Consider the following 19,705-nt stretch of genomic DNA (forward strand, 5'->3'; position numbering starts at 1 on the left):
GCGTCAGGCGTCGTCGGCGACGGCCTGAAGCACACCGTCACCGTTGACAACCGAAGAAGCCGGCGCAAGCTCGAAGGCCGGCAGCTCCGCGCCCGCCGAGGCGATCACATTGCGAGCCGCCTCCATCCGTTTCAGCGCGACGTCGGTGAACACCGACAACCCGAGTTCGTGGTTGTACCCATGGATTTCTTTGACGTCGAGCTGAGTCAGGAAGTAGACGATCTCTTTGGACACCACCTGGCCCGGGACCAGCACCGGGAAGCCCGGAGGGTAAGGCACGACGAATGTGGTGGAGACCAATGTTCTGCCCTCGGCCAGGCGGCGCCCGGCCATGCTGATCTGGACGTACTCGCGGTCGGATTCGTCATAGCCGGCGTAGAAGGCCGACCGCATGTCGCCGAAACTGCTCGCATCATCGGGGCGGAACGCAATGTCGAACTCGCTGAAGTCGGGCAGATGCGGCAAGTCCTGGGTGATCTCCTCAACGCGACGCTCATGCAGCGCCCAGTCGGCCGCGCTGGCCGCCCGCTGGCTCCGATCGAAGTCCGTGGCGATCCGGCGCAACACGTCGAGCAGGTAGTGAACGCTCGACCAGGTCACTCCGATGGTGAAGATCAGCAGCACGCTGTTGATCGACGTCTTGTTGATCTGGATCCCGAATCGCTCCATCAAGATCTTCTCGCGGAAGTCGTATCCGTTCATCCCGGTGCTCCCGATGAACAGGGTGACCCGGGTGGCGTCCAGCACGAACTGATCCGATCGCCATGCCTCGTTCCACTCGGCCAGAGCTCCCTGTCTGACTTGGCGGTAGGAGCTGACCGATGAGGCCCGGAACTCCTCGGGAACCAGATCGGCTTCGTCGAGAATGCGGAACCACTTACTGATCAGGCGGTCTTTACGAACACGGTGCCGAAACACCAGCGCCATGTCGTAGACCTGCCGGACCAATTGGAATCCCTCGATATCGACCTGGCGGCGCGCCAGGTCCAGCGAGGCCAGCAGTTGCTGGTTGGGCGAGGTCGAGGTGTGAGTCAAAAACGCCTCGCCGAACGCGTCGCGGGTCAGGGCGTTGAAGTCCTGGTCACGGACGTGGATCATCGATGCCTGCCGCAGCGCCGAGAGCGACTTGTGGGTGGAGTGCGTGGCGTAGACGCGCACCCGTGCCCGTTTCGGATCCGGCAGCAATCGGTGCTCGGCCCACTGCGACCGCGGAATCCCTTGCATGGAGGCGCGCCACTTCTCGTATACGGCGCCGTATTCGTCAGAGGCCAACATTGATTCGAGGTACTCCGCGGACACCATCGCGGTGCGCTGCCGGGCCCATGGGACCGCGGTGGCAAACGCGTACCAGGCCTCGTCCCAGAGGAAACAGATATCCGGCTTGATCGCCAGCACCTCCTCCATGACCAGCCGCGGGTTGTAGACGACGCCGTCGAAGGTGCAGTTGGTCAACAGCAGCATGCGCACCTTGTGCAGCTGTCCGGCCGCCTCCAGGTCGAGCAGCACCTGCTTGATCGTGTGCAGCAATACCGCCCCATAGATGGCGAACGGGGGCAGCGGATAGGCGTCCAGATACAGCGGGTAGGCACCGGCGAGCACCAGGCCGTAGTGGTGCGACTTGTGACAGTTGCGGTCGATCAGCACGATGTCGCCCGGTCGGGTGAGGGACTGCACGACAATCTTGTTCGCGGTCGAGGTGCCGTTGGTGACGAAATAGGTGTGGTCGGCGTTCCAGGTACTGGCGGCCTTGTCCATGGCCTTCTTGATGTTGCCGTGCGGGTCCAGCAGCGAATCCAGACCGCCCGACGTGGTCGACGTCTCGGCCATGAAGATGTTGCGGCCGTAGAACTCCCCCATGTCCTGCAGCGACTTGGAGTTGAAGATGCTGGCGCCGCGCGCGACCGGAAGCGCGTGGAACTGGCCTACCGGAGCCGCGGCGTAGGCCCGCAGAGCATCGAAAAACGGTGTGGCGAACCGGTTCCGTAGTCCGGCCAGCACCGTACTGTGCAGATCGGTGACATCGTTGAGCCGGTAGAAAGTCCGGTCGTATACGTCCGGATCGTCCTCGGCCCCGGCTGCGATCGACTCGTCGGTGAGCAGGTAGAGGTCGATGTGCGGGCGCAGCTCCCTGATCCATTCCCCACATTCGATCCAGTCGTGCGGGCTATCGGGGGCAACCACGTCATCGTTGGCCCCCAGCAGTGCGTTCATCAGCGGCAGCCGGTCCCGGGACCGAAGTGGCAGGTCGTGCCGGATGATTGCGGCCTGTATCTCGCCGTTGAGTGCGACCGCGGTGATCGCGTCCTCGACACTCGGGGCGAGCAGGACTTCGAACTGGACGTCGTCAGACGGATTGTGCAATGCCCGAAGGTGCTCGGCCAACGAGTCGGGCGCCGATGTGGGCGCATCATCGGCGACCAGCACGGTGTAGAACTGCTGCTGCTTGGCCTGGGCCACCAGTTCCTGCTCGGCCAGCGGCGCCGAAGTATCGAAAAGTGCTGTGCGGTCACCATATTCACCCAGCAGACGGACCGCCAGGGAGACCTCTTCTTTGAGCCGCACCGTGGACTTGCTTTCCAGGTGTGCGCGAAAATTTGCCAGGTTCTGTGCGCCCGGATAAAGCCAATACCGTTCGTAGGCGCCGATGCGGTCCATCAGCCGCCGCACTTTCGCCATGTCGTGGGTGATGTCCATCCCGGCCAGGTCGACCTCGGCGAGGTGACAGCACGCGTCGTCGAGCAGGTTCCACGTATCAACACGTGCGTATGACGGGTTGGCTACCGCAGCCAGAGCGGAGACACGAAGTCGTCGCGGGCGGGTGCTGTATCGCTTCATGTCGTCACCTGTTCTAGTGGTGCGGGACGCGCCGGCGGGCGGCTTAGGTATCGCCCGCGGCGTACCTTTCATACCCGAAAACTCACCCTTGCAGGTTATCGAGTCATGGGGCCGGATCTAGCCCCAATCCGGCACCGAATGTTCGCCCTGACCGCGACGCTTGAGGGTGCGATCCGTTCGGTCAGGCTTCGAACTCGTCGTCGCTGTCGACGACCCGCCGGTTTCCCCGGCCGCTGTCCACCCAGCGCAGCACCGGAAGCTGCGGGAACTGGGGAAGCTCCCAGCGGCGCGCGGGCAAGTCCGTGACATCGCCCAACGAGCGCACCACCGCCTGGGTCAGACCCATGATGGCGGCCATCACGGGAAGCAACGGCTGTAACGGCCTGGCCGCGGTACGCACCGTACTGATCCGGCGGGCCAGAATCAGCCGCTCGACCGAGTGGTACAGCCAGGCACCCACGCCCAGGGCGTAGATCGACAGTGCGGAGGCGACGATGGCCCACCCGTAGGCGGCGCATATGACCGCGCCGAGGATCACCGCCGCTGCCATCCAGGCCGCGACCACGACACGCAACTCGAGCCTGCTCATCAGCACGATCCCTGGTTTTCCGGCAGGCGCGACGATTCATCCGGGACCGCCTGCCGGACCGCCGCGGCAGCCGCCCGAATCTGCGGCCTCACCAGCATGACCTGTCCCAGCACACCGTTGACGAAGCTCGGCGAGTCGTCGGTGGACAATTCCTTGGCCAGCTCGACGGCTTCATCGACGGCGACCGGTTCGGGCACGTCGTCGGCATACAACAGTTCCCACACCGCGACTCGCAGGATGGCACGATCCACGGCCGGCAACCGGTCCAGCGTCCAGCCCTGCAGTTGCGACGTGATCAGGTCGTCGATGTGAGCGGCGTGCTCGCCAATCCCGCGCGCCACCGCCGCCGTGTACGGGTGCAGCGGCGCCACGTCCGGCTTCGTCTCGGCCAGCTCGGTGCGCAGGTCCGCGATCTCGCCCGGGCCCAGGCCCCGCGCCTCAGCCTCGAACATCAGGTCCACCGCACGCTTGCGGGCCTGGTGACGTCCTTTAACCGGTTTGCCCGGCCTTCCCTCAGGCATACTCAGGCGTTGGCCCTGCCCAGGTAGCCGCCGTCACGCGAATCCACCTTCAGCTTGTCCCCGGTGTTGATGAACAGCGGCACGTTGATCTGGGCGCCCGTCTCCAGGGTGGCCGGCTTGGTGCCGGCGCTGGAGCGGTCGCCCTGCAAACCCGGCTCGGTATGGGTGACCACGATCTCGACGGTCACCGGCAGCTCGATGTACAGCGGCGCTCCGTCGTGAAACGCCACCTGCACCGGCATGCCCTCCAGCAGGAATCGGGCGGCATCTCCCACCAGCGACTCCGGCAATGGGTGCTGCTCGTAGTCCTGGCTGTCCATGAACACGAAGTCGGAGCCATCGCGGTAGAGGTAGGTGGTGTCGCGCCGGTCGACGGTGGCGGTCTCCACCTTCACGCCGGCGTTGTAGGTCTTGTCGACAACCTTGCCCGAGAGCACGTTCTTGAGCTTGGTACGCACGAAGGCCGGACCCTTACCGGGCTTAACGTGCTGGAATTCCACGATGGACCACAGCTGTCCATCGATCTGCAGAACAAGTCCGTTCTTGAAGTCAGCAGTGCTCGCCACGATCGGTAAATCTCCTACAAGATGGTCAGTTCCTTCGGGAACCGGGTCAACAATTCCGGGGTCTGCGCGGCGCTTCTCGGTGTCTTCGGGCCCCCATTGGGCACTACCAACGTGTCCTCGATGCGGACACCGCCGCGGCCGGGCAAATAAACGCCGGGCTCCACGGTAACCACGGAGCCCGCCAGTAGTGTACCGACGGATGTGGCCCCGATGCCCGGTGCTTCGTGTATCTGCAGGCCAACACCGTGTCCCAGACCGTGACCGAAGTTATCTCCATGCCCCGCGTCGACGATCATCTGTCGCGCGGCGCCATCCACGTCGCGCAACTCGGCGCCCGCAGACAACGCCTCTCGACCGGCCTTTTGCGCCGCGGCGACCAGCTCATAGATCTCCAACTGCCAGTCGGCCGCCTTGTCCAGCACGAAGGTGCGGGTCATGTCCGAGTGATAGCCGGCAACCAGCGCACCGAAGTCGATCTTGACGAAATCACCCTTGGCCAGCACCGCGTCGGTGGGCCGGTGGTGTGGGATGGCCGAGTTCGGCCCGGCAGCCACAATCGTCTCGAACGACACCGCGTCGGCACCATGGTCGAGCATCAGGCCCTCAAGATCGCGGGCCACCTCGCGCTCGGTGCGGCCCGGCCGCAGCCCGCCGCGCTTGATCAAGTCCGACAGCGCGGCGTCGGCCGCCTCGCACGCCAGCCGCAATAACGCAAGCTCACCGGCATCTTTGATCTCGCGCAGTGCCTCCACGGTGCCGGAGGCGCGGACCAACTCGGTGTTGGTGTCCGCCAGCGCACCCGTGAGCGCATCAAAGCCGTCCACCGTGACCACATGGCTTTCGAAGCCCAGCCGGCCAACACCGTCATCGGCAGCCCGGCAGCTCAGGTGTCGCCCGATGGCGCGTTCGATGGCCACCTCGAGGTCCGGCGCCTGATGGGCGGCCTGCGTGCGGTATCGACCGTCGGTGGCCAGCACGGCTTCACGCTCGTCGGCGAATACCAGCAACGCACCGTTGGATCCGCTGAACCCGGAGAGATATCGCACATTGATCAAATCGGTGACCAGCATCGCGTCCAGTCCGGCGGCACTGATTTTGGATTTGAGGTTGTGTCGACGCTGGGAATGTGTCACGACCCTTGACGGTACTCGCTACGCTGACCATTCATGACTAACTGGATGCTGCGTGGACTAGCGTTCGCCGCCGCGATGGTCGTTCTCCGCCTCTTCCAGGGGGCCTTGATCAACGCATGGCAGACGCAAGCCGGACTGATAAGCCTGGTGTTGCTGCTGCTGTACGTCATCGCCGTCATTGTGTGGGGCACACTCGACGGCCGTGCCGACGCCAAGGCGAATCCGGACCCGGATCGCCGCGCAGATCTGGCCATGACCTGGCTGGTGGCCGGCCTGGTGGCCGGTATCCTCAGCGGCGCGGTCGCCTGGATCATCGCGTTGTTCTACAAGGGCATCTATGTCGGCGGGCTGATCAACGAGGTTACGACGTTTGCCGCCTTCACCGCGTTGATCATCTTCCTGCCGGGAATTTCCGGTGTGGCCGTGGGCAGGTCGCGGGTGGACCGCAATGCTCCCCCGGTGCCCACCCACGACGGAACCGGCGGCCGCGCCGACACTGATGTGTTCGCCGCGGTGCGCGCCGACGACAGTCCTACCGGGGAGATGCCGGTGGCCTCCAACCAGGCGCAGGCAACGGCTCCCACCGCGGTTGCCACCGTCGAACGCGATGCCCCGACCGAGGTGATCGCCACCACCGAGCAAGAGTCACCGACCGAGGTGATCCGCACGGCCGAGCCGGAGGCAAAAACCGAGACGATCGCCACCACCGAAAGTGAGGCGAGCACCGAGGTGATCCAGCTCGACGAGGACGAGACCAAGACGGACGAAGTGCCGAAAAAGAAGAAGGACTAGTAGCTGGCCAGGTAGCGCAGGGCCAGCAGGTAACCCTGGATGCCCAGCCCGACGATCACCCCGGTTGCGACCGGGCTCAGGTAAGAGTGGCGCCGGAACTCCTCGCGGGCGTGGACATTTGAGATGTGCACCTCGATCAGCGGCGCGCTCAACTCCGCACAGGCGTCGCGCAGCGCCACCGAGGTGTGCGTCAACCCGCCGGCATTGAGGATCACGGGCTGGCCGGCGTCGGCGGCCCGATGAATCCAGTCCAGCAGTTCTGCCTCGCTATCACTTTGCCGAACAACCGCCTGCAGTCCCAGCCCGGCGGCCTCCCGCTCGATCAGGGCGGCGAGTTCGGCGTGCGTGGTGCTGCCGTAGACGTCGGGCTCACGCCGGCCCAGCCGGCCCAGGTTGGGACCATTGAGAACGTTGACGACGGTCATCGGCTCGCTCATGGGGCACAGATTCCCGCGTAGGCGGTCACCAGCAACCCCGGATCCGGACCCACCATCCGTCCCGGCTTGGCCAGCCCGTCGAGCACCACGAACCGCAGCACTCCGGCCCGGGTCTTCTTGTCGCCGGTCATGAATTCCAGCAACTGCGGCAGCGCATCGGCGTCGTAGCTGACCGGCAGGCCCAGCGCCGACAGGATGGTGCGATGACGCAGCGCCGTGGCGTCGTCGAGGCGCCCGGAAAGCCGGGCGAGTTCGGCCGCGAAGACCAGACCCACCGACACCGCGGCACCGTGTCGCCACTGATAACGCTCCCGGCGCTCGATCGCATGAGCCAAAGTGTGTCCGTAGTTGAGGATTTCGCGCAGCTCGGATTCTTTCTCGTCGGCCGCGACAACCTCCGCCTTGACCGCAATCGAACGCCGGATCAATTCCGGCATCACATCACCGGACGGATCCAATACGGCCTGCGGATCGGCTTCGATGAGGTCCAGGATAACCGGATCGGCGATGAAGCCCGCCTTGACCACTTCGGCCATCCCACAGACGATTTCGTTTTGCGGCAAGGTCTGCAGCGTGGCCAGGTCGGCGAGCACCGCGAGCGGCTGGTGGAAGGCTCCGACCAGGTTCTTGCCGGCGTCGGTGTTGATACCGGTCTTGCCTCCGACGGCCGCATCGACCATGCCCAGCAACGTGGTTGGCACGTGCACGATCGAGACACCACGCAGCCAGGTGGCGGCCGCGAACCCGGCGACGTCGGTGGCCGCGCCGCCGCCCAGGCTCACCAGAGCGTCCTTTCGCCCGATCCCGATGCGCCCCAGCACTTCCCAGATGAATCCCACGACCGGTAGCTCCTTACCGGCCTCGGCGTCGGGGATCTCGATGCGGTGCGCGTCGATCCCCTTGTCGGCAAGGTGGTTACGGATGGCCTCGGCAGTCTCGGTCAGCACCGGCTGATGCAGGATGGCGACCTTGTGCCGGCCGGCGAGCAGTTCCTCCAGCTCGGTCAGCAACCCGGTACCGATCACCACCGGGTACGGCGGGTCGACGGCCACCTGCACGGTGACCGGTTCTTTGTTGTCGCTCATGTGGCGGCCCCGCTGGCGGTGGAGGAGGGACTCGTGTTCGGTGTGGGGTCGTCCAGGCGCGACATGATGTAGCGCACCACCGCACCGGGATTGCGGCGATTGGTGTCGACACGAATGGTCGACACCCGCCGATACAACGGAATCCGCTGGGACATCAGCGCGCGGAACTTCTCCGCCCGATCGGGCCCGGCCAACAGCGGCCGTACGTTGCTGCCGCCGGTGCGGCGCACCCCTTCGGCGGCACTGATCTCCAGGTAGACGACGGTGTGGCCGTCCAGCGCCGAGCGAACCCCGGGGCTGGTGACCGCGCCGCCGCCCAGCGACAGCACTCCGTCATGATCGGCTAAAGCCGCGCGCACCACTTCCTCCTCGATACGTCGGAACTCCTCTTCCCCGTCGGTGGCGAAGATCTCGGCAATGCTGCGCCCGGCCTGCTGCTCAATCGCCGCATCGGTGTCGAGCAGACTCACTCCGAGCGCCTTGGCCAGCCGACGCCCGATGGTCGACTTGCCGGAACCCGGCAATCCCACCAATACCGCTTTGGGTGCCATCGTGGCGCCTAACCCCGGATGGCCCGGGCCCGGGCGGCCGGTGCTTCCCGGTCGGCAACGCTGCGCTGATACGCCTCGATGTTGCGGCGGGTCTCGGCCAGCGAATCGCCACCGAATTTCTCCAGCGTCACTCGGGCCAGCACCAGCGCCACCATGGTCTCGACCACCACTGCCGCGGCCGGCACGGCGCACACGTCGGAACGCTGATGGATGGCGACGGCTTCATCGCCGGTGGCCAGGTCAACGGTGGCCAGCGCCTTGGGGACGGTGGAGATGGGCTTCATCGCCGCACGCACCCGCAGCGGCTGGCCATTGGTCATCCCGCCTTCCAGACCCCCGGCCCGGTTGGTGGAGCGCACCACACCGTCGGTGCCGGGGTACATCTCGTCGTGGGCGCGACTACCGCGGCGACGCGCGGTCTCGAACCCGTCACCGATCTCCACGCCCTTGATGGCCTGGATGCCCATCACCGCCGCGGCGAGCTGGCTGTCCAGCCGGTTCTCACCGCTGGTGAACGACCCCAGCCCCACCGGCAGCCCCAGCGCTACCACCTCGACGACGCCGCCGAGGGTGTCGCCGTCCTTCTTGGCCGCCTCGATCTCGGCGATCATGGATTTTTCGGCTTGCCCGTCGAACGCGCGCACCGGGCTGGCGTCGATGGCGGGCAGGTCCTCGGGCTGCGGCGGCGGGCCGTCGTAGGGCGCCGACGCGCCGATCGAGACGACGTGCGACAGCACTTCCACGCCCAGGGCCTGACGCAGGAAGGCCCGCGCTACGGTGCCCGCGGCGACTCGGGCGGCGGTCTCGCGGGCACTAGCCCGTTCCAGCACCGGCCGGGCGTCGTCGAAGCCGTACTTGAGCATGCCCGCATAGTCGGCATGCCCCGGCCGCGGCCGGGTCAGCGGCGCGTTGCGGGCGGAATTCTCCAGCTCGGCCGCGGCGGCCGGGTCCAGCGGGTCGGCCGCCATCACCGCTTCCCACTTCGGCCATTCGGTGTTACCGATCTCGATCGCGATCGGGCCGCCCAGCGTGCTGCCGTGGCGTATTCCGGAGAGCACGGTCACCGCGTCACGCTCGAACGCCATCCGGGCGCCACGTCCGTAGCCGAGCCGGCGGCGGGCCAACTGATCGGCGATCTCCGTCGAGGTGACCTCTACCCCGGCAACCATTCCGTCGACCAGGGCCACCAACGCACGGCCATGGGATTCCCCCGCAGTTATCCAGCGCAACACCCGAACATCTTCCCACGATGGCCGTGCACGCCCGGCCATGGCTCGGCTGCCGGCCGCCCGAACCGGCCGGGCCCAACTACCCGAGCAGCGCCAGCCCGGCGGCCACGGCGGTCGCCAGGCACATCGACGGACCGTGCGGGACGGCCAGGGCACCGGTGCGCAGCCGTGCGCCGACCGCCCACAGCGCAGTCATCAGCGGGGCCGCCAACGCCGCCAGGAACCACACCTCGACCCCGAGCGAGCCGGCCAGAGCACCCAGACCGATCGCCAGTTTCACGTCGCCGGCACCCAGCGCGGCTGGAGCCAGCAGATGCACCAGCAGGTAGACACTTGTCAGCGCGGCCGCCCCGGCCAGTGCCGCCGTCCCCCGCCCGGCCACCAGGGCACCGAGCAGCATCGCGCCCGCGCCGGGCAGCGTGAAACGGTTGGGCAGCCGCCGATGTCGAATGTCGGTGTAGCTCAACACCAGCAGCCAGGCCACCACGACGGCCACTACCGGGGTTCGGATCACCAGCCACATTCCCAGGCAGGCTAGTCCAGCGCCTCCAATGCGCAAGTCATCGCCGCACGGGGGGCGGGTAACCCGGTGAATTGCTCCACCTGGGCAAATGCCTGATGCAAAAGCATGTGCAGGCCACTGATCACCCGGCCACCCGCGGCGGCCACGGCGGCCGCCAGCGGTGTCGGCCACGGGTTGTAGATCGCATCCAGCACCACCGGGACCGTGGCGAAGATGGCCGCGTAACGTGACGCCACCTCGGCCGGAATGGTGCTGACCAGCGCCGCCGCGGATGCGGCCCGCTCGCCCAGCTCGGGGTCATCCAGTCCGCAGAACCGGCTGGCCACCCCGAGCCGGGCGCCCAGGTCGACCAATCGGGCGGCTTTGTCCGCGTTGCGCGCCGCGATCGTGATCTCTGTGACGCCGAGTTCGGCCAGCCCCACCACGGCTGCCGGTGCGGTGCCGCCCGAACCGCAGACAATGGCCGGTCCGGATGCCTGCCCCAGCGCCCCCGCGACACCGTCGATGTCGGTGTTGTCTGCCCGCCACCCGCGTGGGGTGCGGACCAGGGTGTTGGCCGATCCAACCAGCTCGGCGCGGGCGGTGCGCTCGTCGGCAAACTGCAACGCGGCGAACTTGCCCGGCATGGTCACCGATACGCCGACCCACTCCGGCCCGAAACCACCCACCACCGCGGGCAATTGCGCGGCGTCGCACTCGATCCGCTGGTATGTCCAGTCGGTCAGGCCCAGCGCCCGGTAGGCAGCCAGATGCAGCTGCGGGGACCGCGAATGAGCGATCGGCGAACCGAGGACGGCCGCTTTCCTACCGCGCGGTGGTTGATTGTGCTCCTGGCCGCTGCTCATCGCGCGCTATCGAGGACACCGTTACGTTTGGCCAGCTCGATATTCGCCAGGTGTTGCTGGTAATCCCTGGTGAACAGCGTCGTGCCTTGACTATCGATGGTGACGAAGTACAACCAGTCCCCGGGTTGCGGATGCTCGGCCGCGTGCAGCGCTTCGACCCCGGGCGAGCAGATCGCGGTGGCCGGCAACCCTTCGGACATGTAGGTGTTCCACGGAGTCCGCATCGCGCGGTCGGCGTCGCTGGTGGCCACCTCGCGACGATCCAGCGAGTAGTTCACCGTGGAGTCGAACTCGAGGGCGCGGTGCTCGTTGAGGCGGTTGTAGATGACCCGCGCGACTTTCGGGAAATCTTGGGCGTTGGACTCCTGCTGCACCAACGACGCCACCACCAGGATGTCGTAGGGCGACAGGCCCAGCGACTTGGCGTTGTCCACCAAACCGGATTTCAAGTACTCCACGGCACCGGCGCTGATCAGCGAGGCCAGGATCTTGTCCGCCGATCCCGCGGGATCGATGTTGAAGGTCCCCGGGGCGATCAGGCCCTCGATCCGGCGATGGTCAGCGCCGAGTTCGAGCACCGGTTCGACGGCCCACGACGGCACCGCCAACGTGGCGGGCGTGCTCTTGGTCGCCGCCGTATGCAAGTCAGCCATCGAGATGCAGTGCTTCTTGCCGTCCAGGTCCACGCACGTGGCACGCGAAATCAAGGTCAGAATGCCGGGCGTCACCACATTGGTCTTCATGTCGGTGGTGTCGTCGAGCTGACGGCCCTCCGGGATGACCAGCTTGCCGACGCGGTTCTTGGGGTCCGCGAGCCGGGCGACCGCATCGGCCGCCGGGATCTCGGTACGCACCAGGTAGAAGCCCGGCTGGATCGCCGCGATCACGGCGTTGCCGTGGGCCGCGTCCACGAATGCCCGCACCGTGGCGACCACGTGGTTGTTGTACAACGTTTCGCCGACCGCGGTGGTGGAGTCGCCCGGGCTGATGTGGATGACGACGTCGCGCTTGCCCGGACCGGCGTAGTCACCGCCGGTGCCGAGCATGACATTCCATAGCTTGGTGCCGAAGACGACGACCACCACCACGAACACGACCAGCAGTCCGAAGACGAATCCCCCGAGGACGCGCCGCCGCCGGCGTCGGTTGTGTTGTTCGCGATTGCGCTTGAGCCGGTCAACCCGGCTCATCCGGTGCCGGTTGGGCCCCACCGCGACCGGCTCAGCCCGAGACCGATACACATCCTCAGCCATCGGCGCGGCCCCCGGCCAGGGTGCGCCGCTGGTCCAGCCAGGCCTGCAGGATCGCGACCGCCGCGGCCTGGTCGATCACCGCACGCTGATTCTTGGCCCGGACACCCGCCTCGCGCAGCGATCGCTGCGCACTGACGGTGGTCAGCCGTTCGTCGGCAAGCCGCACCGGTATCGGAGCCACCCGCGCCGCCAGCTCATCAGCCAGGTCGATCGCGTCCTGCGCCGAGGAGCCGATGCGGTCGGCCAGGGTCCGCGGCAGGCCGACGATGACCTCGACCGCCTCCGTTTCACCGACCAGCGTGGCCAGCCGACGCAGGTGCTTGCCGGAGCGCTCGCGCCGCACCGTTTCCAGCGGAGTCGCCAGGATGCCATCCGGATCGCTGGACGCCACCCCGATGCGCACCGTTCCCACATCGATACCCAAGCGTCGGCCTCGGCCCGTCCCGGGTTCGAGGCCCTCTGGATCACCGGGCCGGTCGGGCGAGCGGTGCGATGCGGCGACCACTCAACCGACCCGCGCTATCTCTGCACGTAATGCTTCGAGCGCGGCGTCGATGCCAGCCGGTTTCTTTCCCGACCCCTGGGCCAGGTCCGCTTTGCCGCCACCGCGGCCGTCGACTGCCGCGGCTAGGTGTTTGATCAGTTCATTGGCACCGAGGCCGAGTCCCTGGGCGGCCTGGTTGGCCGCGACCACATAGGGCACGGTGGAGGACTCTCCCCCGGCCGGGGCGGCGATCAGCGCCACCACCGCGGGGTCGCTGCCCAGCTTGCCGCGGATGTCGCCGACCAGGGTGCGCAGGTCCGCCGGCGTCATCTCGCTGGACATGCGCTGCGCCACCAGCCGGACGTTGCAGATGCGCTCGGCGCCGGCGGCGGCGTTGACCGCGGCCGCCCGCACACTGGCGAGCCGGGCACGCTCGAGTTCCTTCTCGGCGGCCTTGAGCCGCTCGACCAGGCTGGCCACCCGGGCCGGGACCTCTTCGGAGGGCACCTTCAGTGACGAGGCGAGCCCGGCCATCAGGGCGCGCTCCTTGGCCAGGTGGCGGAAGGAGTCCAGGCCGACGTAGGCCTCCACCCGCCGCACCCCCGAGCCAATCGAGGACTCGCCCAGGATCGTCACCGGACCGATCTGCGCCGAGGTGGCTACGTGGGTACCGCCGCAGAGCTCGATCGAGAACGGCCCGCCGATCTCGACCACCCGGACTTCGTCCGGATAGCTTTCGCCGAACAGCGCCATCGCGCCCATGGCCTTGGCCTTCTCCAGCTGCTCGGTGAAGGTGTGCACGGCGAAATCGGCTTGCACCGCTTGATTGGTGACTTCTTCGATTTGGCCCCGCTGCTCTTCGGTGAGCGGACCCTGCCAGTTGAAGTCGAATCGCAGGTAACCGGGACGGTTCAGGGACCCGGCCTGTACCGCGTTGGGCCCCAGCACCTGCCGCAGGGCGGCATGCACCATGTGGGTGCCCGAATGGCCCTGGGTAGCGCCCTTGCGCCAGCCCGCGTCCGCGGCCGCGACGACACCGTCGCCCTCGACGAATTCCCCGGATTCGACGTTGACCCGGTGTAGCCAGAGGGTCTTGGCGATCTTCTGGACATCGGTCACCGCCGCGCGGGCGCTGCTGCCCGACCCCGTTCCGCTGATGGTTCCGACGTCGGCGATCTGGCCGCCCGACTCGGCGTACAGCGGGGTGCGGTCCAGCACCAGCTCCACCCGATCGGCGTCAACGGCCTGGCCGTGGGCCACCACCGGAACCCGCTTGCCGTCGACGAAGATGCCCAGGATCCGCGCTTCGGAGGTGAGCTCATCGAACCCGGTGAACTCGGTAGGTCCGGCATCGACCAGTTCCCGGTAGGCCGTCAGGTCGGCGTGGGCATGTTTGCGCGCGGCCGCGTCGGCCTTGGCCCGCCGGCGCTGCTGCGCCATCAGTTCGCGGAAGCCGCCCTCGTCCACCGTCAAGCCGGCTTCGGAGGCCATCTCCAGGGTCAGCTCGATCGGGAATCCGTAGGTGTCATGCAGGGTGAACGCGTCCGAACCGGACACCACGCTGACACCGGAGGACCTGGTGGCGCCGGCCACCTCGTCGAACAGCCGCGAGCCCGACGCCAGCGTGCGGTTGAACGCGGTCTCTTCGGCAACGGCGATGCGGTTGATCCGGTCGGAGTCGCTGGCCAATTCGGGATAGGAGGGCCCCATCGCATCGCGCACGGTGGCCATCAGATCTCCGACGATCGCGGTGTCGATGTTGAGCAGCTTGGCCGACCGGATGACGCGGCGCAGCAGTCTGCGCAACACGTAGCCGCGGCCGTCGTTGCCGGGGCTCACCCCGTCGGCGATCAGGATCGCGGCGGTGCGGCTGTGGTCGGCGATGATCCGGTAGCGCACATCGTCAGCGTGATTGCTCTGGTCATAACCGCGGGGCGCGCGGGCGGCAACCAAGTCGATGATCGGGCGCAGCAGATCGGTCTCGTAGACGTTGGGCACCCCCTGCAGGATCAGCGCGACGCGCTCCACACCCATCCCGGTGTCGATGTTCTTGCGAGGCAACGGGCCGAGGATCTCGTAGTCCTCTTTGGTGGTTCCCTCGCCCCGCTCGTTCTGCATGAACACGAGGTTCCAGATCTCGAGGTAGCGGTCCTCGTTGACGACGGGGCCGCCCTCGGGCCCGTAGTCCGGGCCCCGGTCGTAGTAGATCTCCGACGACGGCCCGCAGGGACCGGGAATGCCCATCGACCAGTAGTTGTCGGCCATGCCGCGGCGCTGGATCCGATCGGCCGGTAGACCGGCCACTTCACGCCACAAGCCGGCGGCCTCGTCGTCGTCGAGGTAGACGGTGGCCCAGAGCTTCTCCGGGTCCAGCCCGTAACCTCCGTCGGCGACGCTGTTGGTCAGCAGCGCCCAGGCAAGTTCGATCGCCCCGCGTTTGAAGTAGTCACCGAACGAGAAATTGCCGGCCATTTGAAAGAACGTGTTGTGCCGGGTGGTGATGCCCACCTCGTCGATATCGGGGGTACGTATGCACTTCTGGATGCTGGTGGCCGTCGCATACGGCGGGGTGCGCTGTCCGAGGAAGAACGGCACGAACTGCACCATGCCCGCGTTGACGAACAACAGGTTGGGGTCATCGAGTATCACCGAAGCGCTGGGCACCTCGGTGTGACCCGCCTTCACGAAATGATCAAGGAACCGCTTCCTGATCTCGTGTGTTTGCACCGTCGTTGTTTCCTTAAGTTTCCTTGGTTTTTCTCTAGCAGAGATCGATTGCCAGCCTATTCGCCGGACTATTAGAAGGCTGTCCAAAGACGCATTCCGGGTCCGCTCAGCCTTCCACCTAGCCTTCCAGGAAGCTCAGGCGGACCGACCGCCGCGGGTTGTCCTGATTCAGGTCGACCAGAACGACGCTTTGCCAGATACCCAACAGCGGCTCGCCCGACGACACCGGCACCGTCACCGACGGCGACACCAGGGCCGGCAACACGTGATCGGCACCGTGCCCGCGCGACCCATGCGCGTGGCGGTAGCGGTCGTCGCGCGGCAGCAATGTCTGCAGGGTGTCGACCAGGTCGTGGTCGGAACCGGCGCCCGTCTCGATGATGGCGACACCCGCCGTCGCGTGCGGGACGAAAACGTTGCACAGCCCATCACCATGGTTGGCGCAGAAGGCCCGCACCGCGTCGGTGAGATCGACGGTGCGGCGACGCGATGTGTCAACGTCGAGGACATCGGTATCCATCCAGACCAGCCTACGGTGGGCGCTCGGCGACCTGCCAATCCGTTCCCTCCCGCCGCACCATCGCCACGATCACCCGTGAGCTGGTGGGCGGATCCCCCCGAGATCTCCCGAGATCCCCTCAGGTCATTGCCAGGCCGAATCGGCAGGAGGAAGGTAATTGGTGGGACCGGTGGCGCCACCGGGGCGCCGCCCCGACAGAGGAGGGGCCGATCGTGTACGCACGCTCCACCACCATCCAGGCGCAACCCTTGTCGGTCGACATCGGAATTGCCCATGTTCGCGATGTCGTCATGCCCGCTCTGCAGGCGATCGACGGTTACGTCGGGTTGTCACTGCTGGTCGACCGCCAGTCCGGCACCTGCATCGCGACCAGCGCGTGGGAGACCTTGCAGGCCATGCGCTCGCGCGCACCGGCGGTGGCTCCCATCCGGGACCGGGCCGCGATGATGTTCTCCGACAATGCGCGGGTCGAGGAATGGGACATCGCCATGCTGCACCGTGACCACCGTTCCCGGCAGGGTGCATGCGTGCGGGCCACCTGGCTCAAGGTGGTGCCGGATCAGATCGAGCGATCCCTGGACTTCTACGGGATGTACGTGTTGCCCGAGCTGGAGGGCCTGGACGGGTTCTGCAGCGCCAGCCTGATGGTCGATCACCCGGCCTGCCGGCGTGCGGTCTCGTGCGCCACCTTCGACACCATGGAGGCGATGGCGCGAAACCGCGATCAGGCTTCCGAACTGCGCAGCAGGCGGGTCCGTGAATTGGGCGCCGAGGTGCTCGACGTGGCCGAGTTCGAGCTGGCGATCGCTCACCTGCGGGTGCCCGAGCTGGTCTGAGTGGGCTGAGGCCGCTATTGCGGCAGGGCAACGCCCGCCAACCGGTCAGGCACGCTTTCGGCGGATGATGGCCCGCAGCCGCTCCAGGCGGCCGCCGATCTCGCGTTCGCCGCCGCGGCCGGTCGGCCGGTAATAGTTGGTGCCCACCAATTCGTCGGGCGGATACTGTTGGGCCACCACCCCGTCCGGGTCGTCATGGGAGTACTTGTAGCCCTGTGCGTGGCCCAGCGCGGCCGCCCCGGAGTAGTGCCCATCGCGTAGGTGTGGCGGCACCAGGCCGGCCTTGCCCGCCTTGATATCGGCCATCGCCGCGGCCAGCGCGGTGGTGACCGCATTCGACTTCGGCGCGGTCGCCAGATGGATGGTGGCGTGCGCCAGCGTGAGCTGCGCCTCGGGCAGGCCGATCAGGGCGACCGTCTGCGCGGCGGCCACCGCGGTCGGAAGCGCCGTCGGATCCGCCAGGCCGATGTCCTCGCTGGCCAGGATCATCAGGCGGCGGGCGACGAACCTGGGGTCTTCACCGGCCACCAGCATCCGAGCCAGGTAATGCAGCGCGGCGTCGACATCGGAGCCCCGCACCGACTTGATGAAGGCGCTGACCACGTCGTAGTGCTGGTCACCGTCACGGTCATAGCGGACCGCGGCTTTGTCCAGCGACTGCTCGATGATCTCGACGCTTACCTGCGACCCGGCCGCCTGGGCCGCCTCGGCCGCCACCTCCAGCGCGGTCAGCGCGCGGCGCGCGTCACCGGCGGACAATTGCACCAGCAGGTCGGTGGCATCGGGGGCGATCGCGGCTCGCCCACCAAGCCCGCGTGGATCCTGTGCCGCGCGCTGCACGACCGCGCGAATGTCGTCGGCGCCCAGCGGGTGCAACTGCAGAATCAGCGATCGCGACAGCAACGGGGCCACCACCGAGAAGGACGGGTTCTCGGTGGTCGCGGCCACCAGCAACACCACCCGGTTCTCGACGGCCGACAGCAGGGCGTCCTGCTGGGTCTTGGAGAACCGGTGCACTTCGTCGATGAACAGCACCGTCTGCTCGCCGCGACGGAGCACCTGCCGGGCAGTCTCTATCACCGCCCGCACATCCTTGACTCCGGCCGACAACGCCGACAGCGCCTCGAACCTTCGTCCGGTGGCGTGCGAGATCAACGCCGCCAGCGTCGTCTTCCCGCTACCTGGCGGGCCATAGAGGATCACCGAGGCGACGCCGGAGCCCTCCACCAGCCGGCGCAGCGGCGCCCCCGGAGCAAGCAAGTGGCCCTGCCCCACCACTTCGTCCAGCGACTCCGGGCGCATCCGCACCGCCAGCGGCGCGCCGGCCGACACTTCCAGACCATGATCGCTGTGTTGCGGTGCGCCGGGCAGGTCGAACAGACCGTCGGACACGGGTTCAGACATACCACTTCGCAATATCGCCAGTTGCGCCGCATCACCGGTTGAGCAGCACATCCGAGGGGATGCGCCGGCGCCGATTACAGGCGCCGCGCGACCAATGCGCGCGCCTGCCACACATATTTGCTAAGTTCCGGTTTGCTTGATTCGCCCGTGCGCACCGCGCGGGCGAACTACGAAAGCACTTAGGAAAGCGATGAGCCAGCCGCCAGAAAATCCGGGCAATCAGGCCGACCCCCAGGGCGGCGATCAGAGCACTCCGGGCTACCCGCCACCACCGAACTACGGCACGCCTCCACCGCCTCCCCCACCGGGTTACGGCGCACCACCGGCCGGGCCTCCCGGCTACGGCGCCCCGCCCCCGCCTCCTGGTTACGGCACCCCACCACCGCCTCCTGGTTACGGCACCCCACCACCGCCTCCGCCTCCCGGTTACGGCCAGGCGCCCGGCGGGTATGCGCCCCCGGGGTACAACCCGCCGCCACCCCCGCCCCCCGGCTACGGCCCACCGCCGGCCGGCTACCCGGCCCAGCCGGGATTCGGCGGCCCGGCCAAGCCGCCCTTCAGCGTGGGCGAAGCCATCAGCTGGGCGTGGAACCGGTTCACCCAGAACGCAATGGCCCTGGTGGTTCCGATCGTCATCTACGGCTTGATCCTGAGCGCTGTCGGCGGCGTGATGGTCGGGCTCTTCTTCGCTTTCTCCGACCGCACCAGCACGACCTATACCGACGCTTACGGCAACACGTCGGAAACCGTGAACATGACCATGAGCCCGCTGGCGAGCATCGTGATGTTCATCGGCTACCTGGCCGTGTTCGCGGTGGTGCTGTTCATGCACGCCGGCATCACCACGGGCTGCCTGGACATCGCCGACGGAAAGCCGGTGACCATCGGATCGTTCTTCAAACCGCGCAACCTCGGCATGGTGATCCTCACCGGCCTGCTGGTGATCGTCTTGACCGCGATCGGCTCGGTGCTGTGCATCGTTCCTGGCCTGATTTTCGGCTTCCTGGCGCAGTTCGCGATCATCGCTGCCGTGGACCGATCGCTGTCGCCGATCGATTCCATCAAGTCCAGTTTCGCGACGGTCCGTGCCGAACTCGGTAACACCGCGTTGTCCTGGCTGGTGCAGTACGCGGTGGTGCTCGCCGGTGAGCTGCTATGTTTTGTCGGCATGCTCGTCGGCGTTCCGGTTGCCTCGCTCATCCAGACCTACACCTGGCGCAAGCTGTCCGGTGGCCAGGTTGTCGAGCTGAGCCAGCCCGGGCCTCCGGCGGGTCTGCCGCCCGGTCCGCCCCCAGGGGCGCCGCCGGGACCGCAGTTCGGGTAGGACCCCGGTCCACCCCGCAACACCAACCGTAAAGCCACCGAAACGCCGTTG

The 19,705-nt window shown here is 67.1% G+C and carries 19 protein-coding genes; 3 read left to right on the plus strand and 16 right to left on the minus strand.

What is annotated here, in order from left to right; genetic code table 11:
• Window positions 1–3: 3 nt before the first annotated feature.
• The 5 genes from CKW46_RS16615 to CKW46_RS16635 all read right to left on the minus strand — a co-directional run bounded on the left by CKW46_RS16615 (window position 4) and on the right by CKW46_RS16635 (window position 5,644).
• A complete protein-coding gene (locus CKW46_RS16615) occupies window positions 4–2,835 on the minus strand; it encodes an aminotransferase class I/II-fold pyridoxal phosphate-dependent enzyme (RefSeq protein ID WP_482052150.1) in 2,832 nt (943 codons plus the stop codon).
• 181 nt (window positions 2,836–3,016) lie between these two features.
• Window positions 3,017–3,424, minus strand: coding sequence for a hypothetical protein (locus tag CKW46_RS16620; protein WP_012393948.1), 408 nt, complete (start codon window positions 3,422–3,424; stop codon window positions 3,017–3,019).
• Window positions 3,424–3,945 carry a transcription antitermination factor NusB gene (gene nusB, locus CKW46_RS16625; RefSeq protein ID WP_015355834.1) on the minus strand — a complete coding sequence of 174 codons (522 nt, stop codon included), beginning with the start codon at window positions 3,943–3,945 and terminating at the stop codon, window positions 3,424–3,426. The genes CKW46_RS16620 and nusB overlap by 1 nt, the downstream gene beginning before the upstream one ends.
• 2 nt (window positions 3,946–3,947) lie before the next feature.
• Window positions 3,948–4,511 (minus strand): elongation factor P, encoded by a 564-nt coding sequence (efp, locus tag CKW46_RS16630; protein ID WP_482052151.1) that lies wholly within the window; start codon window positions 4,509–4,511, stop codon window positions 3,948–3,950.
• A 14-nt stretch (window positions 4,512–4,525) separates the two neighbouring features.
• Window positions 4,526–5,644 carry a M24 family metallopeptidase gene (locus CKW46_RS16635; RefSeq protein ID WP_020724921.1) on the minus strand — a complete coding sequence of 373 codons (1,119 nt, stop codon included), beginning with the start codon at window positions 5,642–5,644 and terminating at the stop codon, window positions 4,526–4,528.
• Window positions 5,645–5,677: 33 nt separating this feature from the next.
• On the opposite strand from CKW46_RS16635, the gene CKW46_RS16640 reads away from it, so the two are divergent.
• Window positions 5,678–6,436, plus strand: coding sequence for a B-4DMT family transporter (locus tag CKW46_RS16640; protein WP_117437433.1), 759 nt, complete (start codon window positions 5,678–5,680; stop codon window positions 6,434–6,436).
• On the opposite strand, the gene aroQ is transcribed toward CKW46_RS16640, so the two are convergent.
• From aroQ to CKW46_RS16690, 10 genes are all read right to left on the minus strand, one after another.
• Complete coding sequence (gene aroQ / locus CKW46_RS16645) at window positions 6,433–6,873, minus strand: type II 3-dehydroquinate dehydratase (protein WP_012393943.1); 441 nt, start codon at window positions 6,871–6,873, stop codon at window positions 6,433–6,435. The genes CKW46_RS16640 and aroQ overlap by 4 nt on opposite strands.
• Complete coding sequence (gene aroB / locus CKW46_RS16650; protein WP_482052152.1) at window positions 6,870–7,958, minus strand: 3-dehydroquinate synthase; 1,089 nt, start codon at window positions 7,956–7,958, stop codon at window positions 6,870–6,872. The genes aroQ and aroB overlap by 4 nt, the downstream gene beginning before the upstream one ends.
• Window positions 7,955–8,509, minus strand: coding sequence for a shikimate kinase (locus CKW46_RS16655; protein WP_015355839.1), 555 nt, complete (start codon window positions 8,507–8,509; stop codon window positions 7,955–7,957). Before CKW46_RS16655 ends, aroB begins: the two co-directional genes overlap by 4 nt.
• Window positions 8,510–8,517: 8 nt before the next feature.
• Complete coding sequence (gene aroC, locus CKW46_RS16660; protein WP_015355840.1) at window positions 8,518–9,741, minus strand: chorismate synthase; 1,224 nt, start codon at window positions 9,739–9,741, stop codon at window positions 8,518–8,520.
• 76 nt (window positions 9,742–9,817) lie between these two features.
• Window positions 9,818–10,261, minus strand: coding sequence for a prepilin peptidase (locus tag CKW46_RS16665; protein ID WP_012393939.1), 444 nt, complete (start codon window positions 10,259–10,261; stop codon window positions 9,818–9,820).
• 11 nt (window positions 10,262–10,272) lie between these two features.
• Window positions 10,273–11,106, minus strand: coding sequence for a shikimate dehydrogenase (locus tag CKW46_RS16670; protein WP_015355841.1), 834 nt, complete (start codon window positions 11,104–11,106; stop codon window positions 10,273–10,275).
• A complete protein-coding gene (mltG, locus tag CKW46_RS16675) occupies window positions 11,103–12,359 on the minus strand; it encodes an endolytic transglycosylase MltG (RefSeq protein ID WP_117437428.1) in 1,257 nt (418 codons plus the stop codon). The genes CKW46_RS16670 and mltG overlap by 4 nt, the downstream gene beginning before the upstream one ends.
• The gene (gene ruvX / locus CKW46_RS16680) at window positions 12,352–12,864 is read right to left on the minus strand and encodes a Holliday junction resolvase RuvX (protein WP_011739856.1); all 513 of its coding nucleotides are present in this window, start codon (window positions 12,862–12,864) and stop codon (window positions 12,352–12,354) included. Before ruvX ends, mltG begins: the two co-directional genes overlap by 8 nt.
• Window positions 12,865–15,570 carry an alanine--tRNA ligase gene (gene alaS, locus CKW46_RS16685; RefSeq protein ID WP_482052153.1) on the minus strand — a complete coding sequence of 902 codons (2,706 nt, stop codon included), beginning with the start codon at window positions 15,568–15,570 and terminating at the stop codon, window positions 12,865–12,867.
• Window positions 15,571–15,688: 118 nt separating this feature from the next.
• Window positions 15,689–16,090, minus strand: a complete 402-nt coding sequence (locus CKW46_RS16690) for a secondary thiamine-phosphate synthase enzyme YjbQ (RefSeq protein WP_012393935.1) — start codon at window positions 16,088–16,090, stop codon at window positions 15,689–15,691.
• A 212-nt stretch (window positions 16,091–16,302) separates the two neighbouring features.
• Between CKW46_RS16690 and CKW46_RS16695 the strand changes: the two genes are divergently transcribed.
• Window positions 16,303–16,926, plus strand: coding sequence for a hypothetical protein (locus CKW46_RS16695; protein WP_015355845.1), 624 nt, complete (start codon window positions 16,303–16,305; stop codon window positions 16,924–16,926).
• A 45-nt stretch (window positions 16,927–16,971) separates the two neighbouring features.
• Here the strand turns inward: CKW46_RS16695 and CKW46_RS16700 are convergent, their stop codons facing one another.
• Window positions 16,972–18,330: a replication-associated recombination protein A gene (locus tag CKW46_RS16700; protein WP_015355846.1), complete on the minus strand. Its 1,359-nt coding sequence runs from the start codon at window positions 18,328–18,330 to the stop codon at window positions 16,972–16,974.
• A gap of 190 nt (window positions 18,331–18,520) precedes the next feature.
• Between CKW46_RS16700 and CKW46_RS16705 the strand changes: the two genes are divergently transcribed.
• Complete coding sequence (locus CKW46_RS16705; RefSeq protein ID WP_012393932.1) at window positions 18,521–19,654, plus strand: integrase; 1,134 nt, start codon at window positions 18,521–18,523, stop codon at window positions 19,652–19,654.
• Window positions 19,655–19,705: the final 51 nt, after the last annotated feature.

This window comes from Mycobacterium liflandii, assembly GCF_022354805.1.
Lineage (GTDB): Bacteria > Actinomycetota > Actinomycetes > Mycobacteriales > Mycobacteriaceae > Mycobacterium > Mycobacterium marinum.

Bases quoted from the DNA above. Each gene is read 5' to 3' on its own strand.
- CKW46_RS16655 (WP_015355839.1), bottom strand. From the start codon at position 8,509: ATGGCACCCAAAGCGGTATTGGTGGGATTGCCGGGTTCCGGCAAGTCG.
- CKW46_RS16640 (WP_117437433.1), top strand. From the start codon at position 5,678: ATGACTAACTGGATGCTGCGTGGACTAGCGTTCGCCGCCGCGATGGTC.
- aroB (WP_482052152.1), bottom strand. From the start codon at position 7,958: ATGAGCGACAACAAAGAACCGGTCACCGTGCAGGTGGCCGTCGACCCG.
- CKW46_RS16620 (WP_012393948.1), bottom strand. From the start codon at position 3,424: ATGAGCAGGCTCGAGTTGCGTGTCGTGGTCGCGGCCTGGATGGCAGCG.
- CKW46_RS16700 (WP_015355846.1), bottom strand. From the start codon at position 18,330: ATGTCTGAACCCGTGTCCGACGGTCTGTTCGACCTGCCCGGCGCACCG.
- CKW46_RS16690 (WP_012393935.1), bottom strand. From the start codon at position 16,090: ATGGATACCGATGTCCTCGACGTTGACACATCGCGTCGCCGCACCGTC.
- nusB (WP_015355834.1), bottom strand. From the start codon at position 3,945: ATGCCTGAGGGAAGGCCGGGCAAACCGGTTAAAGGACGTCACCAGGCC.
- CKW46_RS16665 (WP_012393939.1), bottom strand. From the start codon at position 10,261: ATGTGGCTGGTGATCCGAACCCCGGTAGTGGCCGTCGTGGTGGCCTGG.
- mltG (WP_117437428.1), bottom strand. From the start codon at position 12,359: ATGGCTGAGGATGTGTATCGGTCTCGGGCTGAGCCGGTCGCGGTGGGG.
- aroQ (WP_012393943.1), bottom strand. From the start codon at position 6,873: ATGAGCGAGCCGATGACCGTCGTCAACGTTCTCAATGGTCCCAACCTG.
- CKW46_RS16615 (WP_482052150.1), bottom strand. From the start codon at position 2,835: ATGAAGCGATACAGCACCCGCCCGCGACGACTTCGTGTCTCCGCTCTG.
- CKW46_RS16670 (WP_015355841.1), bottom strand. From the start codon at position 11,106: ATGAGCAGCGGCCAGGAGCACAATCAACCACCGCGCGGTAGGAAAGCG.
- CKW46_RS16705 (WP_012393932.1), top strand. From the start codon at position 18,521: ATGAGCCAGCCGCCAGAAAATCCGGGCAATCAGGCCGACCCCCAGGGC.